Annotated in this window: 11 protein-coding genes; 4 read left to right on the top strand and 7 right to left on the bottom strand. The window is 57.1% G+C overall.

Going from position 1 to position 15,800, the window contains the following annotated elements:
• Positions 1 to 72: 72 nt before the first annotated feature.
• Together M8997_RS18160 and M8997_RS18155 are read right to left on the bottom strand one after the other, a co-directional pair.
• Complete coding sequence (locus tag M8997_RS18160) at positions 73 to 1,053, bottom strand: substrate-binding domain-containing protein (RefSeq protein ID WP_250015704.1); 981 nt, start codon at positions 1,051 to 1,053, stop codon at positions 73 to 75.
• Positions 1,054 to 1,276: 223 nt separating this feature from the next.
• Positions 1,277 to 2,203: a 3-hydroxyacyl-CoA dehydrogenase gene (locus M8997_RS18155; protein ID WP_250015703.1), complete on the bottom strand. Its 927-nt coding sequence runs from the start codon at positions 2,201 to 2,203 to the stop codon at positions 1,277 to 1,279.
• Positions 2,204 to 2,504: 301 nt separating this feature from the next.
• Between M8997_RS18155 and M8997_RS18150 the strand changes: the two genes are divergently transcribed.
• Both M8997_RS18150 and M8997_RS18145 read left to right on the top strand, forming a co-directional pair.
• Entirely contained in the window at positions 2,505 to 4,403 is a 1,899-nt protein-coding gene (locus tag M8997_RS18150) for a sigma-54-dependent Fis family transcriptional regulator (protein ID WP_250016044.1), read from the top strand.
• Between the two features lie 320 nt (positions 4,404 to 4,723).
• Entirely contained in the window at positions 4,724 to 6,526 is a 1,803-nt protein-coding gene (locus M8997_RS18145; protein ID WP_250015702.1) for an NAD(P)/FAD-dependent oxidoreductase, read from the top strand.
• 106 nt (positions 6,527 to 6,632) lie between these two features.
• Here M8997_RS18145 and M8997_RS18140 read toward each other — a convergent pair whose 3' ends face one another.
• The 3 genes from M8997_RS18140 to M8997_RS18130 all read right to left on the bottom strand — a co-directional run bounded on the left by M8997_RS18140 (position 6,633) and on the right by M8997_RS18130 (position 12,877).
• Positions 6,633 to 6,845 (bottom strand): hypothetical protein, encoded by a 213-nt coding sequence (locus M8997_RS18140; protein WP_250015701.1) that lies wholly within the window; start codon positions 6,843 to 6,845, stop codon positions 6,633 to 6,635.
• A 222-nt stretch (positions 6,846 to 7,067) separates the two neighbouring features.
• Positions 7,068 to 11,096, bottom strand: coding sequence for a type III effector HrpK domain-containing protein (locus tag M8997_RS18135; RefSeq protein ID WP_250015699.1), 4,029 nt, complete (start codon positions 11,094 to 11,096; stop codon positions 7,068 to 7,070).
• Between the two features lie 845 nt (positions 11,097 to 11,941).
• Positions 11,942 to 12,877, bottom strand: a complete 936-nt coding sequence (locus tag M8997_RS18130; protein WP_250015697.1) for an NmrA family NAD(P)-binding protein — start codon at positions 12,875 to 12,877, stop codon at positions 11,942 to 11,944.
• Positions 12,878 to 12,950: 73 nt separating this feature from the next.
• Here M8997_RS18130 and M8997_RS18125 point away from each other — a divergent pair, with 73 nt between their 5' ends.
• Positions 12,951 to 13,784 carry a helix-turn-helix transcriptional regulator gene (locus M8997_RS18125; RefSeq protein ID WP_305884378.1) on the top strand — a complete coding sequence of 278 codons (834 nt, stop codon included), beginning with the start codon at positions 12,951 to 12,953 and terminating at the stop codon, positions 13,782 to 13,784.
• A gap of 206 nt (positions 13,785 to 13,990) precedes the next feature.
• Here the strand turns inward: M8997_RS18125 and M8997_RS18115 are convergent, their stop codons facing one another.
• Together M8997_RS18115 and M8997_RS18110 are read right to left on the bottom strand one after the other, a co-directional pair.
• Positions 13,991 to 14,284, bottom strand: a complete 294-nt coding sequence (locus M8997_RS18115) for a type II toxin-antitoxin system RelE/ParE family toxin (protein ID WP_250015692.1) — start codon at positions 14,282 to 14,284, stop codon at positions 13,991 to 13,993.
• A complete protein-coding gene (locus M8997_RS18110) occupies positions 14,284 to 14,538 on the bottom strand; it encodes a type II toxin-antitoxin system ParD family antitoxin (RefSeq protein WP_250015690.1) in 255 nt (84 codons plus the stop codon). Before M8997_RS18110 ends, M8997_RS18115 begins: the two co-directional genes overlap by 1 nt.
• A gap of 321 nt (positions 14,539 to 14,859) precedes the next feature.
• Between M8997_RS18110 and M8997_RS18105 the strand changes: the two genes are divergently transcribed.
• Positions 14,860 to 15,786, top strand: a complete 927-nt coding sequence (locus M8997_RS18105; RefSeq protein ID WP_250015688.1) for a proline iminopeptidase-family hydrolase — start codon at positions 14,860 to 14,862, stop codon at positions 15,784 to 15,786.
• Positions 15,787 to 15,800 lie beyond the last annotated feature (14 nt).

Here is a 15,800-nt window from a genome sequence, read left to right as displayed (position 1 = left end):
TTTGCCGCGCTAGTCAAGATTTTTTTCATCTGTCACGAAATTTACGTCTGCCTGGGAATACGCCTGCAACTTTCAAGCGCTGCCGCGCACCATCAGCTTGCCAGGCAGAATGCTGGTCGCCGTATCATCGATCGCGACTGCAGCGCCGGCCTCGATCAGGTTGACCACTTCATTGATCATGCGGGTAATCGGCTGGCGGATTGTGGTCAGGCGATAGGACGTCCATTTCGCCATCGGGATATCGTCAAAGCCAATGACAGAGAGATCGTCCGGCGTCGAAAGTCCCAATTCTCGCGCTGCATCAATGGCGGCAAGCGCCATGATGTCATTGCAGCAGAACACTGCGTCGGGCCGCGTTTTCTGCGTCAGCATCGCCTGCGCCGCGACATAGCCGCCGCGATAGGTATAGCCACCGGCAGCCTCCGCGAACAGCGACTGTCCGCCTGCCTGTAGCGCCTCACGAAACCCCGCCGCGCGATCACGATGCGTCGAGGTATCCAGGATACCTCCGATAAAGCCAATCCGCCGACGCCCGCGCGCCATCAGAAAAGTAGCAGCATCGCGCCCACCCGCATGGTTGTCGCAGGCAACGGCATTAACGCGCACATCGCTCTGTATCCGGTTGAGCAGCACCACACGGATGCCATGCTGTCGGCAGGCCCGCGCCATGTCGGATGTCAACCTCGCCGACGTTACGACGAGTGCGTTAGGTCGTGCTGCCAAGATCTGCGGCGTCAACTGATCCATATCCGTGCCAGGCGCAATCGTATAGACGAGCAACTGCCGGCCCACCGCCTGCAGCGCTTTGGCCAGTGTGTCGAGTACAAGTGGATAGAACGGATTGGCAAGATCGCCAGCCACCAATGTTACCGTGCCAGCAGAAATCATCTCCGCCGTGCGCCGCGCCGGGCTGGTATAACCGAGCTGTGCCGCTACCTGCAGGATTCGCTGCCTCTTCGCGGGGTCGATCGACGATCCGGGCGAGAACGCCCGCGATACCGCGGAAATCGAGACATCTGCCTCATGCGCCACCTGCTTGGCTGTCGGCTTCAATCCTGTCTCCGTGAAATCTTTTCAAAGAATGATGAAAACTTGCATGCGCTATCGCTAGCACATTACCTTTCTCATCGAAAGAGACGTATGGCGATCTGTTATCTGAAGCAGGGCAAAGCAACCACCGTGTGCCGACGATGCGATGGCCCACTCTTACGCTCGACGGCCGCGGGACAGCCCGCCTGAGCCGGCGCCCCCGCCATACCCTCTAACGCTCGGCCCTCTAACGTTTCGCCTTGATGATGCGCATCAGCATTTTATCGCGCCATGAGCGGCGCGCATCGAGCTGTTCGGACGGCAGCACCTCGCGACGCTCCGCATCCGCCCGTGCTATGGCTTCAGGCACCCAATTGCGATTGGCATTCCTCTGCCCGGCAAAGCCGGAATACATCGGCCCCAGCCGTTCCGCATAATCGGCCAACCCTTTCGGCGCGTTGAGATCAATCGTCTCGAACGGCCCCATGAAGGCCCAGCGCAAACCAAGCCCGTCGCGCACCGTCCGGTCGATATCCTCCGCCGTCGCATAGCCTTCCGCATAGAGCGCGAAAGCCTCGTCGAGCAACGCACCCTGCAGGCGGTTGAGAACGAAGCCCGGAATTTCGCGGCTCAGCGATACGGCCGACTGGCCGATATCTCCCATCAACTGCCGTATACGGGCTGCCTCCTCCGGCGCGGTCCAAGGTGTAGGAACGATCTCCACCAGCGGCACGAGATGCGGCGGGTTAACCGGATGCACGACCATCATGCGTTTCCGATTCCTGCAATCCTCGTAGAAGGCGGATCCCGGGAAACCGGAAGTGGAACTTCCGACAACGGCATGTGCCGGCAGGAACGCATCGATGGCGCGGCTCACCTCACGCTTGACGTCGATCCGCTCGAAGACGGATTCCTGCACGTAGTCGCATCCGGCCACGGCGTCCTTGAGGTCCGCCGCAAAGCGGATGCGTGCCAGGATTGTCCCGGCATCATCGCAGAGCCCAGCCTCTACCAGATCGGCCAACGCGTTTTCGACCTGGGAGAAGATGGCTGCCCTGGCGTTCTGGCGGTCGTCATAAATCGAGACCTGCATGCCTGCCCGTGCAAAGACGATCGCCCAGCCCTGCCCCACCAGGCCCGCGCCGACAACGGCAACGTTATTGATAGCTTTCATGACGCAGGGCTCCTCTTGTGCATGCTGGATCGCGCGACGCCTCCGCGTCCGCAGGACCGAGCAAGCATTGCCGGATACGACGCGTCAACTGCCGGACCGCATGGTGAAAATCTTTCATCATCAGGCACGGTTCGTAACAGCCGGGATCACAAGCACGGCGCGACACCCTAACCTTCAGCACGAAACCATCCCGATCGACGTCATCGAGTTGATTGTTTACATTCGATTTAACTCATGCACACTGACCCTAACGTGAAAGAACAGGAAGGGCGGCGTGTCGGGAGGCGCGCCGAATTGTCCGATGGTTCCTCATTCTGAGCATATTCGCGAAATCGAAAGCGTCGGTCTCGGCGCAGCGACCGGTCGTGATGACAATGTCGTGCAAAGCTGGCTGCGCTGTATCAATGAACATCGGCTCGATCCCGCGCAGTCTTGCGAAGCCTATATTGTGCCGGATACCGAGTTACGTGAACATCGTCAGCAGTCGGAAGAACTGATCTCGATAGCACGGTCCGGACTCGAGAATCTGTTTCGGCAGGTCGCGGGTCAAAATTATGTGCTGCTGCTCTCGGATCGCCAAGGTGTGACAGTCGATTTCCTCGGTGATCCACTGTTCGACAATAATTTGCGCAAGGCCGGGCTCTATCTTGGCTCTCAATGGGCGGAATCCCGCGCGGGCACCTGCGCCGTCGGTGCCTGTATCGAGACCGGCGAAGCACTGAGCATCCATCAGACCGATCATTTCGACAACACGCATACCCCGCTTTCGTGCACCGCCGCGCCGATTTACAATGTCCGTGGCAGGCTTTCCGCAGTGCTGGACATCTCCCTGCTGAGTTCTCCCATCAAGAAGGCGAGTCAGAATCTCGCCCTGCATCTGGTTACGGCTACGGTGCGGCGCATAGAGATGGCCAATCTCATGGCGCAGGCCAGACAGGAATGGGTTCTGCGCTTTGCCCGATCACCTGAATTCCTGGACGTTGACCCGGAGGCAGCCATCTCCATCGACGGTTCCGGGCGAATTATCGGCATGACCAATGGCGGCGCCAAGATTCTCGCGCGTTCGGTGAGTCTCGACTGGCGCCGACCTGACGACCTGATCGGACAACCGATCTCGCGTTTTTTCGATATGGAAATCGACGATCTGCCTGATCTGATGCGCCAGCGCCGTCCTCAGGATCGTCTTGTCTTTGCCCGTGACGGTAACGCCCTCTTTGCCCATGCAATCGAGCCAAACGCCACGGCGCGCGCACCTGCAAGCGTTCGCGAAAGCATTCCTCGCTCCCTGCGCAGTCTCGGCGGAGGTGATCCACGTCTCGCAATGCTTCAGGCCAAAGCCGCCAAACTCGCCACAACGCCGCTCAGTATCCTGATTCAGGGAGAAACCGGAACGGGAAAGGAATATTTGGCACGCGCCATTCACGACAGCAGCGGAGTCAAAGGACGCTTCGTGGCGATCAATTGCGCGGCGATCCCGGAACAACTGATCGAGGGCGAATTGTTCGGCCACGTTCCCGGCGCTTTCACCGGCGCCAACCCCAAGGGCCGAAAGGGATTGATCGAGGAAGCCGATGGCGGCACGTTGTTTCTCGACGAGATCGGCGACATGCCCATCCATCTCCAGAGCCGCCTGTTGCGCGTACTTGCGGAGAGGGAATTGCTGCCTATCGGCGCGATGCGCCCGAAACCGGTCAATATTCGCGTTGTCGCCGCCTCGCATCGGCTGCTCGGTACGCTCGTCAAGGACGGGCTCTTCCGGGAGGACCTGTTCTATAGGTTGAATGTGGCAACCCTGACCTTGCCTTCCTTGCGTGAGCGATCCGACTTTGAATGGTTGCTGGATGCAATCTTGCAGAAATACAGCGTGGGCGAGAACGTGCTGACGGTCGCACCCGATGCACTGGACGTGCTTAAGGCCTACGCCTGGCCGGGCAACATCCGCGAACTGGACAATGTCGTTTCAGTTGGCGCTGCGCTTTGTCAGACCGGCATCATCACTCTTGCGGATTTGCCGGAAGCAATGCTCAGCGTGGCGGACCAGAAGCGCCCGGCCGCGCCTGGCTTGCAGAAGTCTGCACTGGAGGCGATGCTCATCGCCTGCGATTGGAATGTTTCGGAGGCGGCCCGCAGGCTGGGCGTCGACAGGTCCACGGTCCATCGTCAGATCAAACGACATGTACTGAGCCCGCGCGTGCACTGAGCAGGTCACGTCGTTTGCTGGTGCACCAGCGTTGCAACAGGTGTTGCACGTGCCGCAATCGATGCAACACTCACCTCCCGTCTAACGCCTGAAGCGCCTGCTTTTTCCTCTCTTTTCCAATTGGCACAGCTTTTGCTTACCTCATCGGTGTGCATTCACGTGAATGCCGAAACTCGGGAGGAAAACAATGTCATTCAATCTTGAGGGGCAGTCGATGGTCGTGGCCCCGAAAATACGACAGCTCGGTCCTGACGCGATGGTCTGCGTGAAGGACAGATAATCGTCACGGGACAAGAAACGAGTTTCAAGGAGGAGACACTATGCTGGAAATTGATCCACGTACAAAGATCGATGCCGTTCTTGGCAAATTGGAGAAAGCCCTGACGGACGGCGACATCGATGCGGCCGCAAGCCTGTTCCAGGCCGATTGCTACTGGCGCGACCTGGTGACGTTCACCTGGAATATTCGCACGATGGAAGGTCCCGATCATGTGCGCGACATGCTGGCCAAGCAGCTGGCCGCTATCAAGCCCAATCATTTTCACCAGGATCCGGCCCATCCGGCCAGCGAAAGTGGCGAAATCACTGAAGGCTGGTTCGAATTTGAGACTGATGTGGCGCGTGGCTATGGCCACATCAGACTGAAGCACGGGCTCATATGGACGTTGTTGACGACCATGACCGAACTGAAAGGTCATGAGGAGCCTAAGGGAACCAGGCGTCCGATGGGCGCCGAGCACGGCAGCGATCCCAGCCGCAAGACCTGGAAGGAAAAGCGGGAACGGGAGGCAGCCGAACTTGGCATAACGACGCAGCCATATGCCGTCATCATCGGCGGCGGCCAGGGCGGCATCGCGCTTGGTGCGAGGCTGCGTCAGCTTGGCGTGCCGACGATCATCGTAGAAAAGAACGAGCGGCCGGGCGACAGCTGGCGCAAACGCTACAAGTCGCTCTGCCTGCACGACCCAGTCTGGTACGATCACCTGCCCTACATCCCGTTCCCGGAAAACTGGCCGGTCTTCGCACCGAAGGATAAGGTCGGCGATTGGCTCGAAATGTATACCAAGGTCATGGAGCTGAATTACTGGAGCTCCACGACGTGCACATCGGCCCAGTACGATGAGAACACCAAGGAGTGGACTGTTACCGTCGAGCGCGATGGCAAGGAAATCGTGCTCAGGCCGAAACAACTTGTGCTGGCGACTGGCATGTCCGGCAAGGCGAATATTCCAAAGTTCAAGGGACAGGATGTCTTCAAGGGCGAGCAGCACCATTCGTCGCAGCACCCAGGTCCGGATGCCTACAGCAACAAAAAGGTGGTAGTCGTCGGCTCCAACAACTCCGCCCACGATATTTGTGCAGCGCTCTGGGAGGCTGGCGCGGACGTCACCATGGTGCAACGTTCATCGACCCACATTGTAAAATCGGACTCGCTGATGGAAATCGGCTTGGGCGATCTCTATTCCGAGCGTGCCGTCGCCTCTGGCATGACAACCCGGAAGGCCGATCTCATCTTCGCTTCACTACCCTATCGCATCATGCACGAGTTCCAGATTCCGATCTACAATGCCATCCGGGAGAAGGACGCCGACTTCTACAAGCGCCTGGAAAAGAGCGGCTTCATGCTGGATTTCGGCGACGATGATTCCGGTCTCTTCATGAAGTATCTCCGGCGTGGTTCGGGCTACTACATCGACGTCGGCGCGAGCGACCTCGTGGCAGACGGCAAGATCAAGCTGGTAAGCGGCGTGGGCATCCTCGAGCTGACGGAAGACTCGATCTTGTTCGAAGACGGCCGCGAACTAAAGGCGGACCTGATCGTCTACGCTACCGGCTATGGCTCGATGAACGGCTGGGCCGCCGATCTTATCTCCCAGGACGTCGCCGACAAGGTGGGCAAGTGCTGGGGCCTGGGTTCCGCCACGACCAAGGACCCCGGGCCGTGGGAAGGCGAGCAGCGTAACATGTGGAAACCGACGCAGCAGGAGGCCCTTTGGTTCCACGGCGGCAATCTGCACCAGTCGCGTCATTATTCGCAATATCTTTCGCTGCAGCTAAAGGCGCGCAAGGAGGGTATTCCGACACCAGTCTACGATCTGCAGAAGGTGCACCATTTGTCCTGAACCCTTCCGGCCCAGGTCCGCGCCGGGGGCTGCCGCATTCATTTGAACCAGAGTGCGGAAGCTCCCGTGCGGGCTGTGGTCCGACGTAAGCAAACCCCAGAGCTTGCTATCGGGCTTCGTAGCGAGCAATCAGCGCCTTATAATCATCGACCACACGCCGATAGTGGGCTGCCCACTGTTTCGAATTATCTATGGGCGTTCCGTCGCATTTCACCGATCCCGCCTTTTCCCTTCCGGTCTCCAGAGCCTCCGCATAGGCCTCGTAGGCCGGAATTTCCGCTTTCAGCCTCTGAATCCATTTATCCTTTCCGTCCGCCATTCTCCCTCCTCGAACCCGTCGCTCTTGGCTAAGCCAAGCCTCCCAGAGCCAATGTGATGGCGCTCTTCAGAGCCATCCCGAGACGAGCCTTCCTCGGCACAACGGGACTTGCGTCCATCCCGGTGCAATAAGTCATGCGCGTGAAGGCTTGATGATGATTTGCCGAGACCAATGCGACGGCGTCCGATCCTTCGCCGCATTGGTCAGCTTCGATGGAGTTGATCAGGCCGAAGATGCCTCATCGGCAATGCCGTCGATCTTGTACTTCTCCAGATAATCGCCGAGAAGGTCTCCATAGTCGTTTTGCAGCGATGAAGCCTGGCTCTCGTTGATAGCCGCAAAAATGAACACGGAGGCCAGGCTCAAGACACCGCCTGCGATGCCAAATCCGGCACCGAGTCCGCTTATCAGACGCGGAACCGTCAGGCCGAGCACGCCCAGCCCGCCTTCTACCGTCACGGCGCTGGCGCCGAGCATACCGAGCGTGCCGGCCGCAATATTGACGCCGCCATATCCCGGATCGCCGTTGCGGATCGCCTTGACGCCGTCAAAGATGCTGTAGGCACCGAGGGCAAGCGCTGCCAGCCCGCCGCCAAGACCTCTAAACCCGAATTCAAACCTGCTTGCATTCTTCTGCAGAAATTCATTGAAGTTCTTCGGATCGTCGCTCACCTTGATCCCGGCTTTCTTCATATAGTCGCGGTAACCCTTCACTCCGCCTTCGGCCAGGAGCGATGCCGTCTGGACCGAGCCGATGGCTATATCGACCTTGTTGCGGTCCGTCAGCTCACCGCCCGAACCGGCCCCCTTGGCTATGGTGATGCCGACCAGAAGCAGCCCGCTCACGCCATGCTGGACACCTTTGTCAAAGAGTCGCTTGGCAGAATTATTGGCGTCCACAAGGCCATAGGCACCCGCCCCTTTTATACCCTGCCGCAACAATTCCCATTGGCCGCGGAAGGCGGTCAGAATCTGGTCCGGCTTTGCCTTTGTACCGTCCGCATTGACGAGCAGCTCCGGATTCGTCTCCTCGATCCCCTCGAGGATCTTTTCGACCTTGTCGTCATCGAGCTTGTCGCCGCCATCAACGCCGAAGGCTTTCTTCAGATCGTCGAAAGAGCCGGCCTCGAAGGTACCCTTCTCGGCAATGGAAGTGAAATTCTCGTTCAGTTTCTTGTCGAACTTGCCGGTGAATGCCGGATCCAGCCCAGCATTGTAAACTGCTGCCTCCAGACTGAAACTGCCGATTGCCTCTTCGGGGGAGTGATCCTTCAGCAGTTCCTTGAGACGATCGCCGGAAACCATCGTTTTCTCGTAATAGTCCTGCAGCTCGCCATTGTGCTTGGAGTTTTTAACCGCCCCCTGCAACGCCTTGGTATCGTCGAGCCCCAGCGCCGCCTGATACATCCTGCCGGTCTGGAGGAAGCTGGCAAGGTTCTCTGTCGGACTGATCGATTTTCCATCCTCGGTTTTCGTTTTCCACTGCTTGTCCAGCAATGCGCCGGTCTTGATGTCCTTGTCGTAATTTTCGGTCAGCGCCTTCTTCAAATCCTTGTCACTGTCGAGGAAATCCGAAAGGGCGGTCTTGCCCGTCTCGTTGAGGAATTTCTCGACTTCAGGGTCCTTGGTGAGCGTGGCGATACGGGCATCGATCTCCTTCATGACCAGTTCCGGGTCGTCGCCGACACCTGCCCGGTCCTTGAGCTTCTTGATGATGTGGTCTTCCTTCCACATCCCGGCCTGCTCACCCATCCCGACCAGATCATAGGCTTTCTGCAGGTCGCGCACGACCGCTGCCTTCTCCTTGGCGCTATACTTTTCGGGGTTCTTGAAGATCTCGTCGTCGAATTTCTCGACCTGTACACCCGAAACCGCATTGCCATCCGCCGCGCGCACGGCAAACCCGATCGCCCCCTTGGCATCCTTGGGCGCGTCATTATTTATCCAATCCGAGATGTCGGTCTTTGAAAGCTTGCCGTCCGAGCCATTGCGCAGCTTGTCATGGCTCGTTTCAAGAATGTCGAAACTGCCGGGTTTCGTCCAGAAGTCGAGCGACTTCCTCAGATCATCGCTCATGAATTTTGGATTCTCATCCTTGAACTTCTGCAGGTCCTTGAGGGTAAGTGTATCTCCCTGCGCACCCGTCGCGTCCCTGATGGCATCGAAATTCTCGTGCAGGATCGAACCGTGCTTGGCAATGATCTTGGATGCGTCATCGGCATCCTTGTTCTTCTTCAGATAGTCCTCATAGGTGCCGCCGACGCCCGAGAGGCTGGAGAAGCCATATTTGCCGAAATCCTGAAGCCGTCCGGCTTCCGTCCCGGGTTCGGCTTCGGCGCTATCGGTGAACCCGTCGATCTTGCCATTGTCGACATTGTCGCCCGTTTGCCGCTTGCCGTCCGCATCATAGTTCTCGATACGCTCCAGCACCTGCACCGCGCGATAGGCGGCATTCCGATCGCTCTCATAGTCCCCGACACGATCCTTCAGCATGTCCTTCACGCCGCTCTGATTGCCCAGATCCTTCAAAAGCCGGCTATCGTCGATGATCTCCCTGGCATCGCGCTTGTCGTAGTCCGGCAATTCCCACTTGATGCCCAGAGCCTCCGCTTGCTTGCGCGCCTCCTCGTCCTTGCCCGCATCCGACCGGTCAGGGAACTTGCCCTTCAGATGCTCGAAACCATATTTGCCAAAGTCTTTCAGGCGCCCGGCTTCCGTCCCGTGGCGGACCTCATCCGAATCCGTGATCCCGTCGATCTTGCCGTTGCCGACATCCTTGCCCTTGGCGATCTTGCCTTCCTCGTCGAATTTCTCGATATGCTTGAGAACCTGTACGGCCCTGTAGGCCGCATCGGCATCCTTCTCGTAATCGCCGACACGTTTCTTCAGGTTCTCCTTCATATCCTTGATATCAGGACGACCCTTGCCGCCGTCCTCAAGATCGACCAGATTCTTCAGCATCGGGTCGGAATCAATGATCGATTTGGCCGAACGCTTGTCATCCTTCGGACGCTTCCATTCGATGCCCAGCGCCTCGGCCTGCTTGCGAGCCTTCTCCTCGTTCTCGATGGGTTGCGAACCACCCCCGTCCGAGGTCTCGCCGCCATCCGATGTGGGCGATTCCGGCTTGTCCCTGACAGGTATATCCTCCAGATTGCCGTTCAGGTTCTTGAACCCGTATTTGCCGAAATCCTGCAAACGCCCGGCTTCGGTCCCGTGCTTGGCCTCATTGCTGCTCGTATAGCCGTCAATCTTGTTGTTACCGACCTCGTCGCCGTCCTGAACCCTGCCCTCGCCGTCGAACTTCTCGATATGCTTGAGCACCTGCACCGCGCGGAAGGCAGCATCCGCATCCCTGTCGAAATCGCCGACACGCTCTTTCAGCATGTCCCTCGCATCGCCATGGTTCTCAAGGTTCTTTAGCAGGCGATTGTCGTCGATGATCTCTTTGGCAGACCGGTCATCGCCCTTCGGACGCTGCCACTTGATTCCGTGCGCTTCGGCTTCCTTGCGCGCTTCCTTGTTATCTGCAGGATTGAGCTTTTCCGGCAGCTTGCCCTTCAGGTGCTCGAAACCGTATTTGCCGAAATCCTGCAGGCGCCCGGCTTCCGTCCCGGCATAGGCCTCACCGCTATTGGTAAAGCCATTGATCTCATTGTTGCCAACATCGCCGCCGTCCAGTTTCTTGCCCTTTTCATCGAACTGTTCGATGTGCTCAAGCACCTGCACCGCGCGATAGGCAGCATCGCGATCATGTTCGAAGTCTCCAACACGATCTTTGAGCTTGTCCTTCACGCCGCTCTGATTGCCAAGGTTCTTGAGAAGAAGATTGTCATTGATAATGTCTTCAGCCGAGCGGTTATCGCCCTCGGGAGTAACCCAGTTGATCCCCAGTCGCGCCGCGTCTTCTCGGGCCTTCGGATCTCCCCACATGGTGTTCGACTTTACCAGATTGCCCTTGAGGTGTTCAAAACCGTACTTGCTCAGATCTTTCAGCCGGCCCGCTTCCGTGCCGTGCCTGACCTCACCCGACCCGGTGATTCCGTCGAGCGCGTCGTTGCCGACATTTGTATCGGTAATAAGCTTCCCATCACTGTCGAACTTCTCGATATGTTCGAGCACCTGATCAGCCCTGAACGCCGCATCGGCATCCTTCTCGTAGTCGCCCACAAGCTTCTTCAGACCGTCCCTCATGTCCTTTACGTCAGGACGGCCCTTGCGGTCTTCTTGACCGATCAGGTCCTTCAACATCGGCGAATGTTCTATGATGTATTTGGCCGAACGGTTATCGCCCTTCGGACGGTTCCATTCGATACCCAGAGCCTCAGCTTGCTTGCGTACATTCTCGTCCGGAGAGTTTTTTGTTGCAGCAATTATTGTAGCCCATTTGTTGGAAAAATCGGGCTGGGGCGCTTTATTGACAACGGCTTTTTCGGATTTCACTGACGGCAAGGGCATTGAAAAGTTCCTCCACTGTTCATACCAAATTGAGAGTAATCAATGTTTTAACTATCACTAACAGACGACATGAGCCCTCTCCCCACGAGAGTCCGTGGGTAGATGTACCGTTGGCAACATAGAGCGGAACCGGGATATAAACCGTTCCCGCACGTACGGTCGGCCAACCTCGGATGCAGTAATTTCACAGTACTTATGGCGTCTCCTCCAAGAGGCAAGCAGAACTGCACCTCCCACCTCTCGACCCTTTATAAGCAAATGCCGTGCCAGTTGCACAAACCTCCTATAAATGCTTGGCAATAAACGGATTTGTGCAAACAAGTTTTTTGCCTGCATCTTAATGTGTGTGTATAACCGCGCAAGATTCTGGGCCTTGTGCGGATTTACGCACAATATTTCCTTTCCGCCTCATGACGAAAAGCGACGGCTTGAAGTTGCCGAATAGACCGTTTTCAAGTGATTCATAATCGAACGCTGGATTTGCTTTACCGACACTACGGATCGCCAGCTCCAGCCCCAATAGCTGTGGCAGGACCTGTTCGGCGAAGCCTGTCGCCTTCGAGACAGGCCCGGACATTGGGTTGCTTGTGGCTGCCAGCCCTATGAAGGTTCTCACGTAGATTTCGCTAACTCGGCAATTATCCTTTTGAGCTCCACGATAGGAAGGTCTCTGGTTTGACGCCATCCGTCCGCGCCTTCTCGATCAGCGGCCTGAGGCTGCCGTTGACGAATTCTTCCATTGTCGTACGCAGCGCGGGGCGATCGTCGCGGAACGCTACACGCCCATCGTTAAGAGCAGCCAAGGTGTCGTTATCGTAGACCCACCGCCCGAGGGTTCCGAACCTCTCCCGGAATACCGTCTCGACCTCGCGATCGCCCCTATCGATGAAGCGATAGTCCACCTCCCTACCGAGAGCCCGGCCGATAATCGCAGCGATCTCCGTCATTGTGTAATCGATGCCCAATTGCTTTACGGATCGGTGCTGGTCGGTCGGCGTGTCGAACTCCTTCGCCGCAAGATCCGCGATGTCCTGAATGGCAACCCAAGGAGCTTTGACGTTTGGGTCAAGCGACCAGCCGATCTTATCGTGGTGCGCGATCGAGTCGATCCATCCGGACAGATCCTGCATGAACCAGCCACCCTGCAAGTGCACCAATTTGATGTCGCGTAGTCGGTTGAGTATCTGATCCAGGATATGGAAACCCTGGAAATGGCCGGTATTTCCGCTGACCTCGGATCCCATCCCGGTCAGGTTCACGGCCAATTTTACAGGGGAATCCCGAAGTGCGTCGAAAAACCGGAGCGCTACCGTAGGGTAGTGCCCATGGAAGTCCTCCGATCCCCAAAGGGTTTTGACCATTAGGAACGCTGCGTCGGCGTCTTCGAAGAATGTGTCAAGCTCACCAGCACCTGTGTCGAAGCTGCCAAGGAACGGTTCTGCGCCTTTTGCAACAAGTGCATCGAGGGCGGGTCCTCCTCTCGAAAGAGCTTTGACTGAATGGCCTTTGGCCAAGAGGTTTTCGGTAAGTTTGGCACCGATCCTGCCGGTCGCGCCAACCACGGCGATACGCATGGCTAATCTCCTAAAGTTGATGAACCAAGACTTTAAGGGGTTGAGTCGCGAGTGAAAGTCGAGATAATGCCATATGATCTCGAAATCGGGCCAACCTTGGAATAAGCCAGCTCCCTGCAGCACTGCTATCGATCTGAGCCTCTCGCATGGGCCGGCGATGGCTATCAAGCTGGACTTCGCAGACTATGAGCCCGAGGGAACGCAGCACCAACACCGGCAGGGTCAACTGATCTTGGCGCTACATGGCGCGGTTACCTGCAGAGTGGAAAGTGGGGTCTGGGTCGTTCCGCCCAACTGCGGAGTTTGGATACCCGGCGGCGTTCCTCACAGCAATCAGGTCACGTCCAATGCTCGTGTGACATATCTGTTTATCGAGCCCGGCGCGGCCCTGCTTCCGGCTGAATGCTGCACGCTTTCGATATCGCCGATGCTTCGGGAGATGATACTTCGGGTAGCGGAACTATCCGAAAGTGATGCGCGCGACGCTCATGTCGATCGGCTCATGCGGGTCATGCTCGATGAACTCGCGCTGATGCCGCGGGAGGGGCTGGAGCTGCCCGTATCTGACCATCCGAAGATCGCCTTGATCGCTGCGGCTCTTCTGGCAGACCCGAGCGACCGCCGAACCCTCGGCCAATGGGCTGAGCATGTCGCCGTCAGTGAGCGATCGTTGAAGAGGCTAATGGTCCAGGAGACAGGATTGAGCTTCGGCCGTTGGCGACGTCAGCTCCATCTAGTCATCGCGCTGCGGGAACTGGCCGGGGGCGCGACAGTCCAGCGGGTAGCAGGCGACTTGGGATATGAATCTACGACGGCCTTCATCGTCATGTTCAAGAAGGCTCTCGGGACCACACCATCGCGTTACTTTGGTGCTCGCTTATTGAACACGGAGCACGCGTATAATTAAGACTATAGCGGCAACGTTCGCGTCTATGGATCAGGCCGGGCAAGCTTGCCGAAAGCAATACCCAGCAGGTCACCAAGGTGCGAACTCTGATAGAGGAGTTCGGCTTTGACGTCGCAAGCCCGGCCGAAGCCCGAACGATCCTCGCCCTCAAGGGCGGCGACCGTGTCGGTTTCTGGTCTGCAATTGCGCTTGTCCAATCGGCGATCCTAAGCAGGTTCGCTGACCCAGTCTTCATGTCCATGGCGTATTCGGATCACGAGAATGGTTTCATCCACTTCGATGCGGTAAACGATCAGATGGGCATTGAACGGATAGATTCTAACTGGCGGTGTAACCTCTTCCCGCTCACGAGCCATTCGCGGATTCGCGGCGATCAGTTCAAGTATTGCGAACAAGTCGTCATGGTAACGCCTGGCCTGTAGCGTTCCGAACATGCGGATACCCTGCTCGGTCAGGGCAATGATGTCCTCTTCCGCTTCGACCGAAAGGCTAAAGTGCATTATCTGCTGCCGCGCGCCGTTTCCGTTCGCGCGACAGCTGCAGCGAAGATCTCGTCCTTCGATCGGCTGCCAACACCACTTCCGAGACCGTCATCAACGAAGCGTTGCATGGCCACGATCTTATCATTACGCGTTTGATCTCTGCGGATCAGATCCCGCACATAGTCACTAGCATTGGAATATCTCCCGGTTTTCGCTTGGGCTTCGACCCAATCTTTCATCGGGGCCGGTAGAGACACGTTCATAGTAGCCATTCAAGCCTCCATTTGTGTGCAGATTAACGGCGTTTGGCAAAGTTTGTCAAACTTTCTCGAACACAGAGCTTCGAACGAGCAGCGTTTATTCTGACAGCGGTGAAGGGAGATGCCCGCAAAGCTCGGCATGCTCGCCACCGCCTGTTGACGCGAGTGTCGTCATCCAGTGGGGAGGCAGGTCGAGGCCAGAATCGATCATCGCCGCCGCCGAGCCGTGAGGTTCGCCATCGGACGATGGCTCGAGCGCTTCCAATGGCAAAAGGTCTTCACATAATACCTTTTGTGTGCTGATATGCTCCCGAACAATCAGGGGAGCTACACATGATGAAAAGCGATGAGCGTTATCGCTCGGAGGAGGCAATTGTTCCATTTCGCGTCCATTCGACATGGACCCGGTCTACTGTCCCGGCGACAGACTATCGGCCCGATCTACCACCGTTGGTAATTCTGCACGGCGGGCCGGGAATGCCTCACGACTATAGCAAACCGATGATCGCTTTCTGCGACGACGGAAGAAAGGTCATACATTATGATCAAATTGGGTGTGGACGTAGCAGCCATCTACCGGATGCACCGAAGACCTTCTGGAACGTGCAGTTGTTCGTCGATGAACTGTCCAATCTCGTAGACTTCTATGGGTTGGAGAACGGTTTCCATCTATTGGGGCAATCCTGGGGCGGAATGCTGGGGCCGGAATACGTGCTTCAATGTCCTGAGGGTGTACTCAGCATGACGCTGTCCAACTCCCCGGCTTCCATGCCACTTTGGACCGAAGGCACGTCGCGGCTCATTGAGGAGCTTCCGACAGATGTCCAAACGCAGATTCGAAAGCATGAAGTTGCTGGTACGACCAGTCACCAAGAATATCTTGATGCTGTCGATTTTTTCTATCACAAGCACTTATGCCGGCTTGATCCGTTCCCTCAAGATCTGACGGATAGCATAGAGCGTATGGCGGCCGACCCCACCGTGTATAACACGATGATCGGGCCGAGCGAGTTTACGATTACCGGCTCTTTGAAGGAATGGACCGTCATCGACCGTCTACACCAGATTGTCACCCCAACTCTTGTTGTTGCGGGGGAGTTTGACGAGGCTCGACCAATAGCATGGCGACCATTTGTCGAGCGGATGCCAAACGCTTCCAGCTATGTGTTTCCAAATGCGAGCCATACACCTCACTTGGAATGTCCCGAGGAATATTTCCGCGTCGTTGGCGAATTTTTACGCACGAACGACAACAATTAAGAGCGTCTGACGAA

It is taken from the genome of Phyllobacterium sp. 21LDTY02-6 (assembly GCF_023554255.2).
GTDB lineage: Bacteria > Pseudomonadota > Alphaproteobacteria > Rhizobiales > Rhizobiaceae > Phyllobacterium.
The sequence above is the reverse complement of the archived record's forward strand: the minus strand, read 5'-3'. Positions and strand labels throughout refer to the sequence as shown.

What these genes read in the sequence shown, in the direction of transcription:
- M8997_RS18135 (WP_250015699.1), bottom strand. Translation starts at nt 11,096, where the DNA reads ATGTTGAAGGACCTGATCGGTCAAGAAGACCGCAAGGGCCGTCCTGAC.
- M8997_RS18140 (WP_250015701.1), bottom strand. Translation starts at nt 6,845, where the DNA reads ATGGCGGACGGAAAGGATAAATGGATTCAGAGGCTGAAAGCGGAAATT.
- M8997_RS18105 (WP_250015688.1), top strand. Translation starts at nt 14,860, where the DNA reads ATGATGAAAAGCGATGAGCGTTATCGCTCGGAGGAGGCAATTGTTCCA.
- M8997_RS18155 (WP_250015703.1), bottom strand. Translation starts at nt 2,203, where the DNA reads ATGAAAGCTATCAATAACGTTGCCGTTGTCGGCGCGGGCCTGGTGGGG.
- M8997_RS18115 (WP_250015692.1), bottom strand. Translation starts at nt 14,284, where the DNA reads ATGCACTTTAGCCTTTCGGTCGAAGCGGAAGAGGACATCATTGCCCTG.
- M8997_RS18145 (WP_250015702.1), top strand. Translation starts at nt 4,724, where the DNA reads ATGCTGGAAATTGATCCACGTACAAAGATCGATGCCGTTCTTGGCAAA.
- M8997_RS18150 (WP_250016044.1), top strand. Translation starts at nt 2,505, where the DNA reads ATGGTTCCTCATTCTGAGCATATTCGCGAAATCGAAAGCGTCGGTCTC.
- M8997_RS18110 (WP_250015690.1), bottom strand. Translation starts at nt 14,538, where the DNA reads ATGGCTACTATGAACGTGTCTCTACCGGCCCCGATGAAAGATTGGGTC.
- M8997_RS18130 (WP_250015697.1), bottom strand. Translation starts at nt 12,877, where the DNA reads ATGCGTATCGCCGTGGTTGGCGCGACCGGCAGGATCGGTGCCAAACTT.
- M8997_RS18125 (WP_305884378.1), top strand. Translation starts at nt 12,951, where the DNA reads ATGATCTCGAAATCGGGCCAACCTTGGAATAAGCCAGCTCCCTGCAGC.